The organism is Morganella morganii (genome assembly GCF_019242955.1).
Classification (GTDB): domain Bacteria; phylum Pseudomonadota; class Gammaproteobacteria; order Enterobacterales; family Enterobacteriaceae; genus Morganella; species Morganella sibonii.
In genome coordinates this window covers 2,427,889-2,448,143 of record NZ_CP066129.1, presented here as the reverse complement: position 1 = coordinate 2,448,143, position 20,255 = coordinate 2,427,889, and the positions used below count along the sequence as shown (strand labels likewise).

Sequence of the window (20,255 nt, the reverse complement as noted above, 5' to 3'; positions counted from 1 at the left end):
AAAAACACCACGGTAAGATGGTGTTTCTCAGAAAAAACGGTAAACCGCCGGGGAATCAGCTGTGCGTTTTCAGATACTCAAGCACGACCTGGTCGTGGTCGCTGGTTTTGAACTTATCAAAAACATGCTCGACTTTACCGTCAGTGCCGATCAAGAAGCTGATGCGGTGAATACCGTCATAGGTTTTCCCCATAAACTGTTTTTCACCCCAGACACCGAATGCTTCGGCAACGGTGTGATCTTCATCTGACAGCAGTGTAAAATTGAGTAACTCTTTTTCCGCGAAACGGGACAATTTTTCGGGTTTGTCTGTGCTGATCCCCAATACTTCAACATTGAACTGTTTCAGTTCATCCATATTGTCGCGCAGACCGCATGCCTGGACAGTACAGCCCGGCGTCATGGCCTTGGGATAAAAATACACCAGCACACGCTGACCGGCATAATCGGCCAGGCTGATTAATTCACCATCCTGGTCGGGAAGGCTGAACAGGGGCGCCTTATCTCCGGCGTTCAATGGGCTCATTACACACTCTCCGTAAACGTAATAATCAACACAAAAAATTAATGATTCATCAGGGTAATAGTGCCTTCGGCCTGTAGTTCAGCACAAAGACGTGAAAACTGCTGTTGCAATACCGTGTTGTTCTCCCCTGTCGGGTGATGCGCGGTAATCTGAATTTCCAGCAGTACTGCGTCTGTCTCCTCATCCGGCCGGGTTTTGGACACCAGTTCGGCCAGGGTGTAATCCAGTCTCATAAACAAATTGGTAAAGCGTTCCACCAATCCTGCGGCATCGGGCACGGTGACCTGTGCGCTGACGCCGGTGGTGGCTGCAGGCTGATGCCCGCGCTGTGTCCGCTTCATGACGGTCAGCAGGTCAAGCTCTGCCGCCAGTACCGGCAGGGTGGCCTCCAGCATGGCGATGGCATTCCAGCTGCCTGACAACATCATTATAAACGTGAACTCCTCACCGAAAATGGCCAGACGGCTGTCTTCGATATTACAGTCACACTCTCCGGCGTGACGGGTAATCGCATTGACAATCCCTGCGCGATCCCGTCCCAGTGCAGTGATAACCAGATATTGCTGATCGCGTTGCGGCAAACCCTCATTCCTCTTCATGACACCGTGAATGTGTTAAACATAAAGAAAGATAAGGCTGATAGCAATAACCTGTTGTGTACTCTGCGGTAATAATAAAATGATTGCGGCATATCAAACCTGCCGGATACAGACACGCTATCATGTGTTCCGCCGTTTAACCGGCGAAAAAAGCGGACATTATTACTTCTTTTTAAGGTGTGCCGCCGGGTATTAACAAAATTCATTAAAAACGTACAGTTAGGGTGTTTTTTTCTGCGCCCTGAACAAGTACCATTAAAATGTTGTCCTATATTTATCCGATTATGAGGGTTTCGTACATGTCACACATAAATGACGTTTTAAAAGGCAGTATTGTTGCGATGGTTACACCACTGGATACACAGGGTCGTGTTGACAAAGCGGGGCTCCGGAAATTAGTGGATTACCATGTCGCGGCAGGCACGTCCGCCATTGTGGCTGTCGGAACCACCGGGGAATCCGCCACACTGTCACATCAGGAGCATGTGGATGTGGTGCTGGCGACGCTGGAGTTCGCGGAAGGCCGTATCCCGGTTATTGCCGGTACCGGTGCGAACGCAACCAATGAGGCAGTCTGGTTTACTGAACAATTTGAGAACAGTGGTGTGGCGGCATGCCTGACTGTTACCCCGTATTACAATCGTCCGTCACAGGAAGGTCTGTATCAGCACTTTAAAGTGATTTCAGAGAATACCGCATTACCGCAAATTCTGTATAATGTGCCAACGCGCACCGGCTGTGATATGTTACCTGCCACAGTTGCCCGTCTGGCAAAACTGGACAATATTGCGGCAATTAAAGAAGCGACCGGGAACTTAAGTCGTGTGAATGAAATCAAAACCCTGGTGAATGATGAAAACTTCATTCTGCTCAGCGGTGATGACGCGTCAGCACTGGATTTCACCCTCCTGGGCGGTAAAGGTGTGATTTCTGTGACAGCCAACGTGGCTGCGGCAGAAATGGCACAGATGTTTGATCTTGCCCTGCGCGGGGATTTTGATCGTGCACGTGTGATTAACAATCAACTGATGGACCTGCATCACACATTATTCTGTGAGCCAAGCCCGTCACCGGTAAAATGGGCCTGTCATCAGCTGGGTCTGATCGCGGAGCAGACACTGCGTCTGCCGCTGTTACCGCTCACGGAAGCGGGGCAGAATACGGTCGGCCGCGCCATGAAGACGGCGGGCATACGATAATATTTTAGGGAATCTGAATGGCAACACTACTGCAAAAATCAAAGGTTACGAAGCTCGCTGGTCTTTCCGTGGTCTTATTACTGGCAGCCTGCTCCGGCGATCAGCACTACAAGCGCCAGGTCAGCGGCGATACTTCGTACCTGGATGCGCCGCAGTTACAGGCGCTGAATGTTCCTCAGGGAATGATCCTGCCGCTGCAGAGCGGTCAGTATGACATTCCTCAGGTTAAGCAGGATGGTGCGACCGGTCTGGCGCTGGACATCCGTCCGCCGGTACAGACTGTCAGCCTGTTAGCAGGTTCCCGTACGGAAACAGCAGGAGATGCAAGCCGTCTTCTGCTGGAGAATTCAGCGGAAAACAAAACACTGTGGGCACAGATCAACCGCGTTCTGGCTGACCGCTCAGTACCTGTCAGCCAGCGCGATGAAGCCGGCGGCGTGATTGTCACGGACTGGATTGTGTGGCAGCGTGCGGATGAAGATCTGCCGTTACAGTCCCGTCAGCGTATCAAAATTGAACCGGCCGGTTCACAGGTGGCGGTTGTTGTGACCAGTGAAGGTCTGAAGCAGGGTGAAAACCCGGTAACAGATAAAACGGAAATTACCCGTTATAACAACCTGACGCTCAACGAGCTGGTTGACGGCCTTGACCGTATGCGTAATGCCGCACGTCAGGACACCAACGCGTCACAGTATGCTGCTCCGGACGTTCAGAGCGGCAGCGATAAAACCGGCCTGCCGCAGATTATTGTCCGCGCACCGTTTGATGTGGTCTGGTCCCGTCTGCCGGTTGTGCTGGAAAGTGTCGGCATGAAAATGGGTGATCGCACCCGTTCCACCGGTAATATTGAAGTGACATACAAAGGCCTGAGCTCAGCAGAATGGAGCAGCCTGGGTATCGACGATCCGTCAGTAGCTGAAGGTGATTATACCTTACAGGTTGGTGACCTGGATAACCGCAGCAGCCTGCAGTTTATCAGTTCCAAAGGGAAACCGCTGACACAGAAAGAAAATGATGAAATGGTGAAAGCACTGGAAGCGGCATTCAGCAAATCATCTGTAAAATAATATAATTTCGCTATCTGAATAGCGTAAATATTATTATTAATACCGGTCATTATAAATGGCCGGTATTTTTTTATGCAGTTATTATCTTGTAATAAATTGATACACAACATAATAATTTTTAAGATAATTTTTTATTTTTTCTGACTGCTATATCGCATTATTAGCCACGTTTATACCTGACTCACCGGTTATATTTAAAAATTATATGTATTTTATCCGGGTATTCAGCTGCATTGTCCGCAGAATACCTGGCTATCCGGAATTGACAGGGCTGACATGGATTTACCTTCGGACTCTTCACAACCTTTACTGAGCATTGTTGTTGCGGTCTATAACGGGGAAAAATTTCTTCCTCAGTTTTTTGATTGCCTGCTGAAACAAACACTTCCCGGCTGGGAGCTGATTCTCGTCAATGACGGCTCAAAAGATAATACGGATGCGGTGCTGCGTGAATGGCAGGATAAATTCCCGTCAGTCATCATTCTGGAACAGCAAAATCAGGGTGTTTCTGTGGCACGAAATACCGGTTTTGCTGCGGCAAAAGGAAAGTACATCACGTTTCCGGATATTGACGATGTGATTCATTCTCAGATGTATGGTCGTTTGCTGGAGATTGCCCTTGCCGGTCAGCTGGATGTGGCAACCTGTAACGGCACCTATGTGTATGAGGACGGGCGCGAACCGCGGCCGATTTTCCCGCCTGATCGTTTGCGTTCCACCGGGGTTATTTCCGGGCCGGACTGGCTGAAACGGGCACTTAACTCCCGCAAATTCCTGCATGTGACCTGGCTGAATCTGTATCGTACTGATTTTCTGCGTGAACAGGGCTACTACTTTGAGCCCGGTCTGCATCATCAGGACATTCCCTGGACAACCGAACTGCTGATGACGGCAGAGCGGGTGGAATATATTGATGAGCGTTACTACGATTATCTGATCCATTCCGCTTCGGTGTCACATACGCCGCCGGATGACAGAATCCGTGTGCGGACAATCCATAATTACATGAAAATTCTGGAAATGCTGAATGATATCAATCAGCGTCATGCGGATGTGGTAAAACAGATCCCTGCCTGTCACTGGCAGATTTCCAAAGAAGGTCTGGGAATTTTGCATACCATCAGTGAGATAGAATCGCCGGATGTGAAACAGAGCGTTGTACGTGAACTGTTTAATCGCGGGATCTGGTCACTGATTTGGGATAACGCCAAAGATTTGCGCCTGCGCTGGCGGCTGGCACGCCGTTACCCGCGTCTGAAAGCGATTCTGAAAGAAGAAAATGAAGCAACACCGGTCTGATGACCGGTGTTCAGGGCGTTGACAAACCCGCAGGGATTGGCGGCGACCGCCAGAGGTTGTAAAAATAAACCAGGAAAATCAATTTATTGATTTTCGGCTGATAACACAAAGCAGGAAAAACCGCGTTTTATCCTGCTTTGTCAGCAATCTCAACACCGGTCTGATGACCGGTGTTTTTACATCCGTTACATCCGGACTTTCCGCGACAGTAATGCGACAAGCAATAACAGCGCAACCACAGCCAGCAGTGCGGCAGGCAGGGTGAAGCGGTAAGCGATCAGTCCGACAGATGCCGGTCCCGCCAGAATACCGAGATAGCCCAGAGTAGTTACCGCAGGAACTGCAACAGCCTGAGGCATACTGGTCTGGCGGCCGATAGCAGAAAACATCACCGGCACCACGTTGGCGCACCCCAGCCCGATCAGCCCGTAACCGGTGAGTGCCATCAGCCAGTTTTCGCTCAGCACACTCAGCAGCAGACCACCGGCGGCCAGCAGTGCGCCCCACAGTACCACCTGCGGTCGTCCGAGTACCGCCACAATTTTATCGCCGGTCAGCCGCCCGAGAGACATCAGTACGGCAAAGCAGGCAAAGCCCAGCCCGCCCATGCTTTCCGGCACATTACGGTACTCGGTCAGGAAAACCGCACTCCAGTCCAGCACGCTGCCTTCGGCCAGAAAGGTGGCGAAGCAGATAATACCTATCAGTAATACCGCGCCACGCGGCACCGCAAATGCCGGGCCTTCCGACGGCCAGGCGTAATTGAGCATACCTTTATAGCTGAAAGCCAGAAGCAGAAGGCAAATCACCATCACGGCAGCGGCTGCCTGCAATGCACCCATCCCGGCCAGCATAAAACCACTCATTGCCCCCGCACCGGCAATGCCGCCGATACTGTAAAACCCGTGAAAGCCCGACATCATCGGCCTTGGGGCTGCTTTTTCAACAATAATAGCCTGAATATTCATGGCGCAATCGGTGATCCCGATCCCCATACCGAAAACGACCAGTGTCAGAGCCAGTAACCCGGTATGGTTAATTTCCGCCAGCAGCGGCAGGGTAACACTGAGCAACATAACGGAAACTGTCATTACTTTACGGCAACCGAAACGGGTGGTCAGCACGCCGGTCAGCGGCATGGCCACCAGTGCGCCGCCGCCGAGACAGAGCAGTAATAATCCGAGAACTCCGTCATTTACCCCGGTGTTCAGTTTGGCAAACGGCACCAGTGCCGCCCAGGCTGCCGAAGCAAAACCGGCGACAAAAAAGAGGGCGCGGGTGGCCATCTGTTCCCGTCCGGCCGGTACGGCAGCAGCAGATACAGCAGTTACTTCACTCATTACTAACAACCTTTGTCATACGCATTTATAATCCGAATCATTATATGATGATTAATCATTTTTGTTCAGAATAGTCAAAACCTGCTGATGAAGACGCGGACAACCACTGGCAAGAACAGCACCACCCTGTATGGCTGGTCCGCCGTCAAGGGTTGTCACACAACCGCCGGCCTGTTCAATGATCGGAATAAACGCCGCAATATCATATGGCTGCAGGGCATAATCAAAACAGAGATCAATTTTACCGGCAGCCACCATCGCCATGGCATAACATTCACCGCCGAAACGGGTCATTAAGACGTTGTTCATCAGGTCCGCCAGCCGGATTTCCGGGAAGCGGGATATCGGCTCCGGTGAATTGGTATGCAGAATGGCATTGGCCAGAGTGATATTTTTGCGGGTATTCATCACAAATGTTCCGTGCGGACTGCTGTGCCAGCTGCGTTCGCCATCCGCCCAGAAACGCTCGCCGGTATAGGGCTGGCTCATCATTCCCATCACAGGCTTGCCGCAGCAGGTTAATCCGATCAGGGTTCCCCAGACCGGTAAACCGAGCATAAACGGGCGGGTGCCGTCCACCGGGTCGAGAATCCACTGATAATCGCCTTCGCCGCTCAGACCGAATTCCTCCCCCAGAATACTGTGCTGCGGATAAACAGCGGTGATCATTTCCCGCAGTGCGATTTCAGCCTGTCTGTCCGCATCCGTTACCGGATCAAAACTGACGCCTTCTTTAACTTTGGTATCGACGGACAGTGTGTGCCCGGGTAAAAATCGCGGTAACGTTTCTTGTGCCGCACGGTTGGCTAACTGATGAAAAAATGCGATATCAGGATGATGTGTGTTCACAGAATGACCTCAGCAGTGACAGGGTTTTGATTGACCCGGGATGATTGCCCGTTTATGATGCTTTATGCAATATAAAGGAGAAATTAATGCTCGATTATGCAGCTTTTCCGGAGCAACGGCAAGCCCTGATCCGGACGTTATTACAGAGTGAAGGCCGGGTACAGTGCAGTACGCTGGTGGAACAGCTTGGTGTATCAGAGCACACTATCCGCCGTGATTTGCAGGTTCTGGCAAATGAAGGACTCTGCAAACGGGTTTACGGCGGTGCGGTCAGCGTACTTGGTGATGTGCCGGATTTTCAGCAGAGGATCGGGCAGAACAACGCAGAAAAAGAAAAAATTTCGCTCGGTTGTGCGGGATTGATCCGTAATCACACGACCGTTTTTCTGGATGGCGGCAGTCAGAACCTGCTGCTGGCGCAGCATATGCCGGCGAATTTATCCCTGACGGTGATAACGCACAGTCCGGCCATTGCTGCCGTGCTGAGTGATTACCCGGATTTTGAGCTGATTGTGCTGGGCGGAAAACTGCACCGTGCATCCGGAACCTGCATCGGGGCACAGGCACTGGAGCAGTTGTCTTATCTGAATATCGATCTCTGCTTTCCCGGCGGATGCGCACTGGATGCAGACAGCGGCCTGACAGTTACCGGGTTTGAAGAGGCTGCCTTTAAACGGGCACTGATAAAGCAGAGCAGCCGGGTCGTGGCCGGTCTGACCGGTGATAAACTCGGTCGTATTGCACCTTACCGCGTGGCGGCGTGTGAGGAACTGGATCACGTGGTACTCACCCGGGACGTTCCGCAATCTGCCCGTGACCTGCTGGCCGCACGGGGCTTATCCCTCATCATGGTGTAAACGGGCGTAATAATAATGATTTGAATTATCCCTGTGTTATCGGTCACCGGGATGAGGAAAGTTGTATTTTCTCTTACGCAAACGATTGCTTATTGTGTCATTCTGAGGGAGAATAATCTGCGTCAGGCGATACGCCTATTATTAATCCTGTCTGGAGAGTGCAAGATGCAAAAACATGCTGAACTGTATCGTGGGAAAGCCAAAACGGTCTACACCACGGATAATCCCGATCTGCTGATTCTGGAATTTCGTAATGATACATCGGCACTGGATGGTGAGCGCATCGAGCAGTTTGATCGCAAGGGCATGGTTAATAATAAGTTCAACCACTTTATCATGAGCAAACTGGAAGCGGCGGGTATCCCGACGCAGATGGAGCGTCTGTTATCGGATACCGAAGTTCTGGTGAAAAAGCTGGATATGGTGCCGGTGGAGTGTGTGATCCGCAACCGTGCCGCCGGTTCGCTGGTAAAACGGCTCGGGGTGGAAGAGGGGATCGTGCTGAACCCGCCAATCTTCGATTTATTCCTGAAAAACGACGCCAAACATGACCCGATGATCAATGAATCCTACTGTGAAACCTTCGGCTGGGTCAGTCAGGAAAACCTCGCGGAAATGAAACGCCTGAGCTACATCGCCAATGATGTCTTATCCCGCCTGTTTGATGAAGCCGGGCTTATCCTGGTGGATTTCAAACTGGAATTCGGCCTGTATAAAGGTCAGGTCGTGCTCGGGGATGAGTTTTCACCGGACGGCAGCCGTCTGTGGGACAAAGAAACCCTGGATAAAATGGATAAAGACCGTTTTCGTCAGAGCCTGGGCGGCCTGATTGAAGCCTATGAAGAAGTGGCACGCCGTCTGGGTGTGAAACTGGACTAATCATTGACTCAATGAATGCATTGCCGGTGATAACCAGACCCGCGTATCACCGGCTTTAAGCCTCTTTATTACTCCCCTGAAAGAAAGAAGCATTTTTCCTCACTTCATTTTCTCTGTACTATGTAGTTATCCGACTATTATCCGATATAAGCTGAGAATCATCATGCGTTGGCAAGGGCGTCGCCAGAGCGACAATATTGAAGACCGCCGCAGTGCCGGTGGCAGAATTCCGGGCGGCTCCGCCGGCGGGCCGCGTATTCCGTTGCCGCGCGGCAAGGCAGGACTGGTTGTGGTCGTCATCGTGGTGGTGGCCGGTTTTTACGGCATTGACCTGACCGGCCTGGTGACCGGTGACCCGGTCAGTACCGGGCAGACCACCTCACAGCAGCGTCCGGCACAGAACAGTGCGCAGGAGCAGAAACAGGCGGAATTTACCGGCGTGATGCTGGCGGAAACCGAAGCGGTCTGGGGACAAAAATTTGCACAGATGAACCGTCAGTACCGTGAGCCGAAACTGGTGCTGTACCGCGGTGCCACACCGACAGGCTGTGGTGCGGGGCAGGCGGTAATGGGGCCGTTTTATTGTCCGGCTGATCAGAAAGTCTATATCGACCTCTCTTTCTATGACGATATGCGCACCAAATTAGGAGCGGGCGGGGATTTCGCACAGGGCTATGTGGTGGCGCATGAAGTGGGACACCATGTGCAGCATCTGCTGGGAATTGACCGTCAGGTGCGTGAGCGCCAGCAGCGCAGCAGTCAGAAAGAGGCAAACCGCCTGTCAGTAAAAATGGAATTACAGGCTGACTGTTTTGCCGGGATCTGGGGCCATGAGATGGAGAAAGCCGGGATACTTGAAAACGGCGATCTGGAAAATGCTCTGAATGCGGCACAGGCTATCGGTGATGACCGTCTGCAGAAACAGAGTCAGGGACGGGTTATTCCGGACAGCTTCACACACGGGACATCTGCACAGCGTTATGAGTGGTTTAAACGTGGTTTTGACAGCGGCAATATCGCGCAATGTGATACCTTTTCCGCACTGAAATAAATGGTTCTGCCGGTTTTCCCTGCAAAACCGGCAGAGTTTGATTATCATAGTGTAACGGCATACTATTGGCGCCTTTCATTCTCCCCGACACGCAGGATCTGATATGAGTAATATTGACCCGACCCTGATTATCCTCCTGGTCTTAGCCGGGCTCGGGCTTATCAGTAACAACATGACGGTAACCCTGGCTCTCCTCTTTCTGCTTGCGGTACGCATCACGCCGCTTAACGGATATTTTCCGTTTGTGGAAAAATACGGCCTCAAGCTGGGAATACTCATTCTGACAGTGGGTGTGATGGCACCGATTGCCAGCGGTAAGATCAGCGCCAACGATGTCTTAAGCTCTTTTCTGAACTGGAAATCTATCCTGGCGATAGTGATAGGTATTCTGGTGTCCTGGCTCGGCAGCCGCGGGGTAACCCTGATGAGTAATCAGCCGTCTACGGTCGCCGGGTTACTGGTGGGGACGATTATCGGTGTTGCGCTGTTCAGGGGGGTGCCGGTCGGGCCGCTGATTGCGGCGGGGATACTGTCACTGCTTATTGGTAAGATGTAGCGCCTTTTCATGCTGCCCGCACTGTTTCATGCCTGTACAGAACAGCTCCGCACACAGGGTATCCGCCGTCTGTGGGTATTGAGCGGCAGTGACCACTGGTGTGAATCCTGCCTGCGGGAGATCAGAGAAGCGGCTCCCGGTGACTGGCCGGTGATTTCCGCTGAATTGCCGGACAGCATTCCGGCGGGAAAAGCCCGTCTGCTGCCGGGACAGGAGTTCCTCCACGGTGTGTTCGATGCCCGGCGCGGACTTCACAGTGAAGCACTGGCCATGCTGACAGGCACACTACAGGCCGGCAGCTGGCTGATCCTGCTGCTGCCGCCGGAATCGCAGTGGCAGACCCGGCCGGATGACGACAGTCTGCGCTGGAATGACGGCGGACAGATGATCCCCGCACCGCACTTTATGCGCCACTTCGCCCGAACACTCATCCATCCTGCTCATCTCTGCCGGTATGAAAACCGGCCGTTTGACATACCGCTGTTACCGCCGCAACCAGCGTGGCTGCCGCCGGACGGTACCCCGACACCGGCACAGCAGCAGATACTGGATCAACTCCGCAGAGCGGAAAGCGGTATTTTCTGCCTGACGGCGGCAAGAGGGCGCGGAAAATCCGCGGTGGCCGGGTTATTTCTGGCAGACACGCCGGGCCGTCATCTGTTGTGTGCCCCAGCGAAAGTCTCGGTCACTGTCATACAACGTTATCTCGATCATTCACAGCAAACGGAATTTATCTCCCCCGATAATTTACTGATACTGACGGAAACAGCAGATACCAGCGCTTACGGCTGGCTGGTGATCGACGAGGCCGCGATGATCCCGCTGCCGCTGCTCACCCGGTTTGCCACTGTATTTCCCCGCATACTGCTGCTGACCACCGTTCAGGGTTATGAAGGCACCGGACGCGGATTTCTGCTGAAATTTTGTCATTCACTGCCGCAGTTTACTGCACTGACGCTGACACAGCCGGTACGCTGGGCGGAGCATGATCCGGCGGAAGCCTGGCTGGATGAGGCGCTGCTGCTGACGGAACCGGCGGAAAAAATCACACCGGCGGGTGAGTGTGAATATCTGTCCGTAACACAGCAGGCGTTATGTGATGACCCTGATTTACTCTCCGGGTTTTACGGCCTGCTGACTGCAGCCCATTACCGGACATCCCCGTTGGATCTGCGGCGGCTGGCGGATGCTCCCGGACAGCATTTCGCGTTATTCCGCAACCGGCAGCAGGTGACAGCAGCGCTCTGGCTGACAGACGAGGGTGGATTATCTGCGGAACTGACACAATCTGTCTGGGCAGGTACCCGGCGACCGCGCGGAAACCTGCTGGCACAATCGCTCGCCGCACACAGTTATTTTCCGCAGGCGGCACAACTGCGTTCGCGGCGTATCAGCCGGATTGCGGTACATGCAGGCTACCGGCGCAATGCGCTGGGACGTCAGTTATTACAGCGGGCGGCTGAGGCGGCAAAAAACAGTGGCATGGACTATCTGTCAGTCAGCTTCGGCTATACCCCGGAACTGGCTGCATTCTGGTCATCCTGCGGCTTTCGTTTTGTCCGCACCGGCACACATACGGAAGCGGTCAGCGGATGTTACACCGCCATGCTGTTACTGCCGCTGACTCCGGCCGGACAGGCACTGGCAGATGCCGCAGAACATCAGTTTGCCCGTGACTGCGCCGTTTATTCTCAGATATGGGGATTTTCGCCGGTGCTGCCGGTACAGGCAGAATCACTCAATGAACAGGAATGGCGGATGCTGGCCGGGTTTGCGTATGCCGCCAAACCACAGGCGGTGGCAGAGCCTGCACTCGTACTTCTGCAAAGGGAATACCCGGCACAGACAGCGGAATTGTCACAGTTGCTGTCCGGTAAACCGGAAATGCTGAAAGCGCGGAATATCAGCGGGAAAAAGGCGTTACTTGATGCGTTGCGGCAGGAAACAGCGACAGTATTACAGAAACTGCGCCCGCAATGGGCGCAGCAGACAGCGGCGGAAATCAGGGCTTTTTAGGTTTGTTATCCGGCCAGTCATCCTCATCATCCCACTGCGCATTATTATCGCGGTGAGGCGGCAGCTCCCGCCGGTTTTGCAGATATTTTGTATGATCCACGCGTTTGAGATCTTTAATCGCGTTCAGGATCACGCCGACGAACAACACCAGGATGACCCACCAGTAGTCTGCTAACCAATGCATTTGTTGTTACCTTTTTTATCCATATCGTCAGTATACAGCCCGGCTGTCAGACGTCTGATTTTGTGAAAACCAGGCAGGTTATCTCTCCCAGTGATATAAGGTTATCATACTCACCATACACTGAATAATATTTCTTAATTCCTCCTGATATCCGTTTACGTTCATTGTGCTTCACAACTAACCGCAGCGGCTCCGGATTGAACGATATTTCCGGCCGAAGCGTAAATGAGCTGATTAAGAATGTTTCCGGGGCAGATATTGCTGACGTTTTAATATATTAAAATAAAATAGTTATCTTTATATTTATAAAAACCGCAAATAAATCAGCATAATATTTCACCTTAACGCCTTTATGCTTTATTTTTCAGAACAAAAATACAGAGGACTTTTCTTTTTTGTCAGTACTGTGATTTTTATTATTGCTGTTCAATGAGTTACCGTTAATTTGTATTTGGTTACATATTTATTTTTGTGATCACAAGGTAAATTCCAATTTTCTTTTTTATTTTCAGTTGGTTGAGTTTGTATGTTAAAAAATATGAGTATTTGTGTTTTTTGTGATCTGACATATTTCACTGCATCAACCGATCATTCGTGCCCCTGCTGGTCAGATATCCTGTTTTTGCAACGATTTTAACTTAAGTGACTGATCCTGTGAGATACAGCTCCTCCTGCGACCTTTACAGACCGGTAAGTGAAACTTATGATTTAAGCATTATCACCATGCGCACTGGCTGATGACGAAGTCACTCGTCCGGTAACGACTTGTTACCTGTTAATAAATAAGGAATTTTATCATGCCAACTCCATGCTATATCTCCATCGAAGGTAAAACTCAGGGCAATATCACTGCCGGTGCGTTTACCGCTGAATCCGTCGGCAATATCTACGTGCAGGGTCATGAAGATGAGATGCTGGTACAGCAGTTTGACCATGTCGTTACCGTTCCGACCGACCCGCAGTCCGGTCAGCCATCCGGCCAGCGTGCGCACCGTCCGTTTAAATTCACCGTCGCACTGAACAAAGCCGTTCCGCTGCTGTACAACGCCCTGGCGGCCGGTGAAATGCTGCCGAAAGTGCAGCTGAAATGGTACCGTACCTCGGTTGAAGGCAAGCAGGAGCATTTCTTCACCACCTCACTGGAAGATGCGACCATCGTCAACATCGACTGCAAAATGCCGCACTGCCAGGATCCGCAAAAAACGGATTACACCCAACTGATCGAAGTGTCACTCTCTTACCGCAAAATCGACTGGGAACACACCGTCGCAGGCACCTCCGGTGCTGACGACTGGCGTGCACCAATCGAAGCGTAATGAATGCAGCCCGGCCGGTATCAGATCGACCGGGCTGCTTTTATTTTCTCTGCGGACACAAAAACCATCGCTGTCCGTGACAGTTACTGTACGGAGGCGTTGTGATACCTTCCATTTCTGATCTGCTGCCGGGGCGTTCCGGACTGGTCTTTACCTGTAAAATCGGGCGATTGCCGGAAAATACCTTTCAGGTCACTGAATTTACACTTAATGAGGAAATATCCTCGTTATTTACTTTATCGGTTTCCGTCGTCAGCCTGCTGCCGTCAGTCCGTTTTAAAGAATGTCTCGGTATGGCGGCCTCGCTGACGGTCACCCGTGACGGTATTAAAGTCCGCACCGTGCAGGGGCTGCTGGCCTCTGCGGAACAGGGTAATACTGACGGCAACAAAACCTGGTATCACTTTCTGATCCGCCCTGAAATGTGGATCATGACGCTGAATCAGGACAGCCGTATCTTCCGGGAACAATCGGTGCCGGAGATTCTGGCCATTCTGCTGAAAGAAGCCCATGTCAAAAACGACCTGAAATTTTATCAGGATGAGCTTCATCAGCAGCGGGAATACATTACTCAGAAGCGGGAATCCGCGTATGAATTCTGGTGCCGTCTGGCCTTCGAGGAAGGAATTAATTTCTGGTTTGAGGACGGCCCGAAACTGTTTTACAGCGATAACCACCTCGGCATGACCGCCGGTATTCACCTGACCTACAACCCGCAGGCCGATACCGATATCCGTGACAGCACAGCGTTCTCCTGGTGCTACGCCGAACAGCTGTGCAGTGATGTGCATATCCAGAAAGATTACAATCCGGATCGCCCGTCTTATCCGTTTCAGCATGAAGTCACCGGTGAAGTACACAAACAGCATCCGGTATATGAAAGTTATGGCCGCTACCGTGATGATGAAACCGGCAAACCGTTCACCCAACTGCGCTATGAGCAATCCCAGAACCCGCGCCAAACCGGGACGGCAGGCACCAACTGCTTTGCCCTGAGACCCGGCAAGGTTTTCTCCCTGAAAAATCACCCCTCCGCCGACATGAATACGGCCTGGCAGGTGATCAGCGTCAGTCATCGTGGTGTACAGCCGCTGGCAGATAACAGTGGCGGTGAAGGAACCACATTCAGCAACACCGTGCAGTTTATCCCCGGTACTCAGGAATGGCGTCCGCCGTTCCGCTATAAACCGACAGCAGACGGCGACGAGCTGGCAACAGTGGTCGGCCCGTCCGGCGAAGAAATTTACACCAATGAACAAGGCGCGGTGAAAGTGTATTTTCACTGGGATCGCCGGGGTAACCCGGATCATAGTGCCTCCTGCTGGCTGCGGGTAGCACACGGCTGGAACGGTAACGGTTACGGGTTTATGTCGGTACCGCGTATCGGACAGGAAGTGATCGTTTCATACCTTAACGATGATATTGATAAACCCATTATTACCGGCTGCACTTATAACGGACGCAATAATCCGCCGCTGAACCTGCCGCAAGAGAAAACCCGGACCACATTCCGCACACAGACCCATAAAGGTGACGGATTTAATGAACTGCGTTTTGAGGATGAGGCCGGGCAGGAAGAAGTGTATATCCATGCGCAGAAAGATATGAATACGCATGTTGAGAATGATGCCACCTGGCATATACAGCATGATTTAAAGCGGCGGATTGATAACAACAGCCACACCGAACTGACCGGTGATGAGCATGTCATTATCAACGGCTCGCAAAAACACCAGACTACCGGGGATGTCTCGCTGCATATCAAAGGGGAACAGCACACCCGTGCGGATAAAAATCTGGTGACCGAAAGCGGACAGCAGACGCATCATCTCAGCGACGGAAAAATCATTATAGAAGCCGGAACAGAAATCACCCTCAAAGTCGGCGACAGTTTTATCCGCATCACGCCGGGAGCGATTTTCACCTCCGGTAATCTGAATGTCGGTGACAGCGCTCCCGGCAACGGTGTACCGGTCAGACTGATGCCGCCGGAGGGCGTTCCTCCGGCCCCGGAACCGTATCCGGTGAAAAAATACTGCGCGGTGGCCGCACAGACTGAAGGAAGCTGGGTTATCAAATCCGGAGGCGGAAATGGAAAAACGTAACTGGACACAATGGCTGACTGAAACTGATCCGATGCGGGTATATCTGATGGTGAATGTACAGGCAAAACCGAACCCGGTTGAAATACTGTATGCAAATGACTGGATTGAGGATGCATTCCGTATCTATGACAATACGCCGCTGGCACATATTGCAGAGCAGGGGCCTTGGCTGATTCTGCTGAAACCATCATCATATCAGGCACTCGGAAGATTAACCGATACTGGTGTTTTCAGCGATCTTTCATGGGGCTGGGCATACCGCAGCGGCCAGTCCTTACAGGATAACCTTGATCACTGGTGCAGGCGGCAAATTGTTACCCTGAAAGAGCATCAGGTTATTCTCCGTCTTGCGGACAGCCGGATAGCCTCTGTTTTGATACCGGAAATGAATAAGGACGACTGGCGGATACTGATGACACCGGTAAAACGGTTGTTAATAAGTACACCGGAACTGAATGAATTTCATTCACCGGTTACAGATTCTGATTTGCCTGTACCGGAAATACAACACCTTCCGTTTGAACTGAAGTCTCATCTTGTCAGAGCGTGGCAAAATTCACCACAGGCGCTGATATTTTATGCGGATAATATCGCCTGTGAATTGTGGGAAAATAAACCGGAAACTGCATTGATACTGGATACACCGGAAGGGATGCTGATGCAGCGTCTGGCGGTATGGCTGAAACAGCAGTTAGCTCTGCTGACCGATATTAATTACCTGACATATGATGATTTTATCCGGCACGCACAATACCGGGAATGGATACCGGCAGCAGACGGAGGAATCGCATGAGTGATATCAGAGACTGTATTAACTGTGAAAATTACCGCTACTGGCTGGAAATTCAGTTGGTTGATGATGCCGGGCATCCGCTGGATAACATGTCTTTCACACTAAAAGAGCGGGGAACGGATAAATCGCTTTCCGGCGTGACTGATGGGCAGGGATTGTTCCGGGTTGATGGATTATCCGCACGTCCGGTGATGGTGACAATTAATGCACAAGATCTGGCAGATAAACTGACAACCAGTATGCCGTTGCAGTCAGTATACTACCCGGATGATTCACTGAAAAATTGGTGCCGGACACAGGGATATATTCTCAGTGAGCACAATAATGCAGGGATGTTCAATACGGTACTACCTGAACGTGTTTATGACATGTCCCCGGCGCAAATAGCCCGGTTGCATGAATATTCAGCTTGTCATAACGGATATACTTTTGTCTGGCCGTATAATCAGCGACGGGTGGTTATCATCCGGCGTATCACGGAAAAAGTGTTTGCCAAATCTGTTCTGCGGGGAGCAGGAAATACGGATGCAGGGACCGCACCGGAAATGCTGGATAACTTCGGCCGGCACAGTCACGCCAGGAAAGCAGAACAAACCGAACCCGTTCAGGCCGGATTCCCGCTGGTGTACCTTGCGGAGATGATAATCAGTGCGATAGTCGGGGGCGCTGTTTATAACCAGACAACACAAAACACCCGCCGGAATGATGACGACTTATTTTCACCCGGCAGTGCAGCCCGGAGTGAAAAATCACAGCGTAATTTTATGCTGACATTGGTGAACAATGCACTGCCGGTCGGCGTTCTGATGGCCAATTACTATGAAGGCGACTCGCTGACTTATGAGGACCTGGCAGAAAAAGCCCGCGCCGGGGGCACAGCGACGACCCGCGTCCGGATCAGATATCAGGAAAATACAGAAACCGGTCGTCCGGATGTGATGTCTTTCGCAACAGAAGGTAATAACGACCAGGTACGGGTGCGTATGGGGGAAAAAGCCCCGGAATTTGAGGCAAACGAAATCCGGAACAGCAGTCATGCATACCGTTCTTCAGACGGTCTGCCGACCCCGCAATCACTGGCGACGATTTATAAATTCACACTGGATGATGGGCATATTCTGTATCTCGGTGTGGGTACAGACAATAAATTTGTGGAGCTGACTTCCTCAACTCATCCTGATGACTTTGGGGGCAGAGGCTGGCATACTGGCGGTGATATTGAGCCGGTCGATGTGCCGACGAATACCGGCAATCACAACCCCTATATTCCGGAACGACCGGACAGCTCCGGCGGGTTTCAGGCGCATGATGATAACGGCCCGGTCATTCTGACCACGCCGGCACCTGGGGAACAGGATTTTAATGATTACATTCTGATCACACCAGTTGCTGACATACCAGTTATTTATGTGTATTTAAGTGAAAGCGCAGGCGATAGTAAAGATAAGCTATTAAATCCAGATTGGACAAATCATGGATTTAAACATTTCCCTCAAAAAAATATGACTTGGAATGATATAGTTAAGTCAACAAAATCAGGCCCAGCAAAATATATCCCTGGGATTAACATAGAAGAACTAGAGCGATCTGTATACAAAACAGGCCAACCAGTTACAAATGGTAAAACATGGAAAATTGAAGATACAGGTAGAATTATTGGTGCCAGTGAAGGAAAAGAAAGTCGATGGATTAGGGTCGAATATAGTAGTGGCACTATTCATGGACATCCAATTTCTTTAAATGAATTCAGGAAACTATCAAAATGATTAATATTGATTTTTCAAAAAAAAATGGAAGCGTAGTATTTGATGATTTTAATATATCCGAAAATATTGCTTTAAGTGAACAATTAGATGAATTAAAAGAAGATATGCTACAAGTTTCATTCCCAAGTGGCTACATTTTAGATATCGGATGGAGACCATCATTTGAAATAAATGGTTCTTTTAAATTATTACTTATTAAAGATTACATATGGGATAACCCCATTTATTCTGATTCACCCTCTAACATTTCCGAATTAAAAAAATCAATTGAAATAGCAATATCAAAAATATAACTAAATCCCTCTCTTTTCTTCCAGGTGGAGAAGTAAAGAGAGGTATATATTCTTTATCAGGCACAAATTTCTTCAACAGAGGGCGATAACGATCAGGTCCGGGTGCGAATGGGAGAAAAACCCCGGAATTTGAAGCAAACGAAATTTGGGGAAGCAGTCAGGCATACCGTTCTTCAGACGGTCTGCCGACCCCGCAATCACTGGCGACGATTTATAAATTCACACTGGATGATGGGCATATTCTGTATCCCGGTGTGGGTACAGACAATAAATTTGTTGAGCTGGCCTCCTCAACCCATCCGGATGACTTCGGAGGCAGAGGCTGGCATACTGGCGGTGATATTGAGCCGGTCGATGTGCCGACGAATACCGGCAATCACAACCCTTATATTCCGGAACGACCGGACAGCTCCGGCGGGTTTCAGGCGCATGATGATAACGGCCCGGTCATTCTGACCACTCCGGCACCGGAGGATCCGGACTTTAATGATTACATCCTGATCACACCAGTTGCTGACATACCAGCTATTTATGTGTATTTGAGTGAAGAACTACCAGGATTAAATAGGCCAGCAAGAGATGCTTCATCCGATTATCCTCCTAATCAGGCTGTTCTTGACAAGATGAATGATCCTAAATATCAAGATTTATTAAATAATGATAACTATGATTGCTCTGAAATTGCTGATAGATTACTGGAAGCCGCAGATGGTGCAGGGTATATTATTGAAGTTCAGCCAGTAGATAAATTTGGTGAAATTACCATTCTCGAAAATGGTGTTAGTAAAGCTGATATGACATATCACCAAGTATATACTGATGGTAAGTATATTTATGACCCTAGGTTGTCAAAACAAGCCATTCCTAAAGGCGATTGGGAAAAACATATAAAAAGCATGAACAATGATAATCCTTTTATCATTTCAAATAAACCAAAAGGATTAAATAGATGATTGGTGAAAAAAACACAGGCAGTGAAGTAATCGAAGTTATAAAAAAATATGTTGTTATTGAGTGGCGAAATGTGGACATCCGCTTTATAAAAAGGAGTATTAACCCTCTGGATATTCTTTGCACTGACACCTATGTATATGATGGGGTTAATATCCTTCCATCAACAAATTTTTGTATCAATAGTAATTTCGAACCAATTGACTTCATAAAAATACTAGGAGATTCCGTAAATTCATTTATTGGTAAACTACCATGGACTTTATTTGGGTTTAAAAAAAGAAACAATCAGTATAACTGGACTATTTCTCCATTAATAGCTACAGAGAAAAAACTTAAAGACTATGCTAATTTAGAGGGAATACCTTTAAAACTATACTTTGAGAAATACCACCCAGAATATGGCCAACTTGCTTTTGCTGATATCCCATTATTGGCTAAACATATAGATAAATGCTTGGCTAAATATTTTGAACCGATCGATTACAACAAAATTTATTAATTGCATAATTTTGATAAAATACTTCAATATTGAGGTGGTGTTCAACGGAATAGTTTCTTACGTAGAATCAAAACTGGGAAAAAGCCCCGGAATTTGAGGCAAACGAA

20 protein-coding genes are annotated in these 20,255 nt (G+C 50.0%); 15 read left to right on the top strand and 5 right to left on the bottom strand.

Annotated features, from left to right (window positions below):
* Window positions 1-55: 55 nt before the first annotated feature.
* Both bcp and JC793_RS11375 read right to left on the bottom strand, forming a co-directional pair.
* Window positions 56-526: a thioredoxin-dependent thiol peroxidase gene (gene bcp / locus JC793_RS11380; protein ID WP_166708058.1), complete on the bottom strand. Its 471-nt coding sequence runs from the start codon at window positions 524-526 to the stop codon at window positions 56-58.
* A 38-nt stretch (window positions 527-564) separates the two neighbouring features.
* Window positions 565-1,107: an ACT domain-containing protein gene (locus tag JC793_RS11375; RefSeq protein ID WP_218426227.1), complete on the bottom strand. Its 543-nt coding sequence runs from the start codon at window positions 1,105-1,107 to the stop codon at window positions 565-567.
* A 317-nt stretch (window positions 1,108-1,424) separates the two neighbouring features.
* Between JC793_RS11375 and dapA the strand changes: the two genes are divergently transcribed.
* The 3 genes from dapA to JC793_RS11360 all read left to right on the top strand — a co-directional run bounded on the left by dapA (window position 1,425) and on the right by JC793_RS11360 (window position 4,690).
* Window positions 1,425-2,324: a 4-hydroxy-tetrahydrodipicolinate synthase gene (gene dapA / locus JC793_RS11370; protein ID WP_046893247.1), complete on the top strand. Its 900-nt coding sequence runs from the start codon at window positions 1,425-1,427 to the stop codon at window positions 2,322-2,324.
* Between the two features lie 17 nt (window positions 2,325-2,341).
* Complete coding sequence (gene bamC / locus JC793_RS11365; RefSeq protein WP_166708056.1) at window positions 2,342-3,391, top strand: outer membrane protein assembly factor BamC; 1,050 nt, start codon at window positions 2,342-2,344, stop codon at window positions 3,389-3,391.
* Between the two features lie 276 nt (window positions 3,392-3,667).
* Window positions 3,668-4,690 carry a glycosyltransferase gene (locus tag JC793_RS11360; protein ID WP_218426226.1) on the top strand — a complete coding sequence of 341 codons (1,023 nt, stop codon included), beginning with the start codon at window positions 3,668-3,670 and terminating at the stop codon, window positions 4,688-4,690.
* A gap of 185 nt (window positions 4,691-4,875) precedes the next feature.
* On the opposite strand, the gene JC793_RS11355 is transcribed toward JC793_RS11360, so the two are convergent.
* Window positions 4,876-6,030 carry an MFS transporter gene (locus JC793_RS11355; RefSeq protein WP_218426225.1) on the bottom strand — a complete coding sequence of 385 codons (1,155 nt, stop codon included), beginning with the start codon at window positions 6,028-6,030 and terminating at the stop codon, window positions 4,876-4,878.
* A gap of 51 nt (window positions 6,031-6,081) precedes the next feature.
* Window positions 6,082-6,879 (bottom strand): inositol monophosphatase family protein, encoded by a 798-nt coding sequence (locus JC793_RS11350; RefSeq protein ID WP_218426224.1) that lies wholly within the window; start codon window positions 6,877-6,879, stop codon window positions 6,082-6,084.
* Window positions 6,880-6,965: 86 nt separating this feature from the next.
* Between JC793_RS11350 and JC793_RS11345 the strand changes: the two genes are divergently transcribed.
* The 5 genes from JC793_RS11345 (at window position 6,966) to JC793_RS11325 (ending at window position 12,238) form a co-directional block, all read left to right on the top strand.
* On the top strand, window positions 6,966-7,736 hold the full coding sequence (locus JC793_RS11345) for a DeoR/GlpR family DNA-binding transcription regulator (RefSeq protein WP_218426223.1): 771 nt from the start codon (window positions 6,966-6,968) through the stop codon (window positions 7,734-7,736).
* A gap of 165 nt (window positions 7,737-7,901) precedes the next feature.
* On the top strand, window positions 7,902-8,615 hold the full coding sequence (gene purC, locus JC793_RS11340; RefSeq protein ID WP_052927072.1) for a phosphoribosylaminoimidazolesuccinocarboxamide synthase: 714 nt from the start codon (window positions 7,902-7,904) through the stop codon (window positions 8,613-8,615).
* 163 nt (window positions 8,616-8,778) lie between these two features.
* Window positions 8,779-9,666, top strand: coding sequence for a KPN_02809 family neutral zinc metallopeptidase (ypfJ, locus tag JC793_RS11335; protein ID WP_218426222.1), 888 nt, complete (start codon window positions 8,779-8,781; stop codon window positions 9,664-9,666).
* Between the two features lie 103 nt (window positions 9,667-9,769).
* Complete coding sequence (locus JC793_RS11330; RefSeq protein ID WP_046893238.1) at window positions 9,770-10,222, top strand: DUF441 domain-containing protein; 453 nt, start codon at window positions 9,770-9,772, stop codon at window positions 10,220-10,222.
* Window positions 10,223-10,231: 9 nt separating this feature from the next.
* Window positions 10,232-12,238: a tRNA(Met) cytidine acetyltransferase TmcA gene (locus JC793_RS11325; RefSeq protein WP_218426221.1), complete on the top strand. Its 2,007-nt coding sequence runs from the start codon at window positions 10,232-10,234 to the stop codon at window positions 12,236-12,238.
* On the opposite strand, the gene JC793_RS11320 is transcribed toward JC793_RS11325, so the two are convergent.
* Window positions 12,225-12,422 carry a YpfN family protein gene (locus JC793_RS11320; RefSeq protein ID WP_046893236.1) on the bottom strand — a complete coding sequence of 66 codons (198 nt, stop codon included), beginning with the start codon at window positions 12,420-12,422 and terminating at the stop codon, window positions 12,225-12,227. The two genes, JC793_RS11325 and JC793_RS11320, sit on opposite strands and share 14 nt — an antisense overlap.
* Before the next feature lie 797 nt (window positions 12,423-13,219).
* On the opposite strand from JC793_RS11320, the gene JC793_RS11315 reads away from it, so the two are divergent.
* The 7 genes from JC793_RS11315 to JC793_RS11285 all read left to right on the top strand — a co-directional run bounded on the left by JC793_RS11315 (window position 13,220) and on the right by JC793_RS11285 (window position 20,148).
* A complete protein-coding gene (locus JC793_RS11315) occupies window positions 13,220-13,738 on the top strand; it encodes an Hcp family type VI secretion system effector (protein ID WP_218426220.1) in 519 nt (172 codons plus the stop codon).
* Between the two features lie 101 nt (window positions 13,739-13,839).
* Entirely contained in the window at window positions 13,840-15,843 is a 2,004-nt protein-coding gene (locus tag JC793_RS11310; protein ID WP_218426219.1) for a type VI secretion system Vgr family protein, read from the top strand.
* On the top strand, window positions 15,830-16,636 hold the full coding sequence (locus JC793_RS11305; RefSeq protein WP_166708048.1) for a DUF4123 domain-containing protein: 807 nt from the start codon (window positions 15,830-15,832) through the stop codon (window positions 16,634-16,636). Before JC793_RS11310 ends, JC793_RS11305 begins: the two co-directional genes overlap by 14 nt.
* A gap of 191 nt (window positions 16,637-16,827) precedes the next feature.
* Window positions 16,828-18,402: an S-type pyocin domain-containing protein gene (locus tag JC793_RS11300; protein WP_218426218.1), complete on the top strand. Its 1,575-nt coding sequence runs from the start codon at window positions 16,828-16,830 to the stop codon at window positions 18,400-18,402.
* The gene (locus JC793_RS11295; RefSeq protein WP_247717236.1) at window positions 18,399-18,695 is read left to right on the top strand and encodes a hypothetical protein; all 297 of its coding nucleotides are present in this window, start codon (window positions 18,399-18,401) and stop codon (window positions 18,693-18,695) included. Before JC793_RS11300 ends, JC793_RS11295 begins: the two co-directional genes overlap by 4 nt.
* Before the next feature lie 254 nt (window positions 18,696-18,949).
* A complete protein-coding gene (locus tag JC793_RS11290) occupies window positions 18,950-19,648 on the top strand; it encodes an S-type pyocin domain-containing protein (RefSeq protein WP_218426217.1) in 699 nt (232 codons plus the stop codon).
* Complete coding sequence (locus tag JC793_RS11285; RefSeq protein ID WP_218426216.1) at window positions 19,645-20,148, top strand: hypothetical protein; 504 nt, start codon at window positions 19,645-19,647, stop codon at window positions 20,146-20,148. The genes JC793_RS11290 and JC793_RS11285 overlap by 4 nt, the downstream gene beginning before the upstream one ends.
* The last annotated feature ends 107 nt before the right edge of the window (window positions 20,149-20,255 follow it).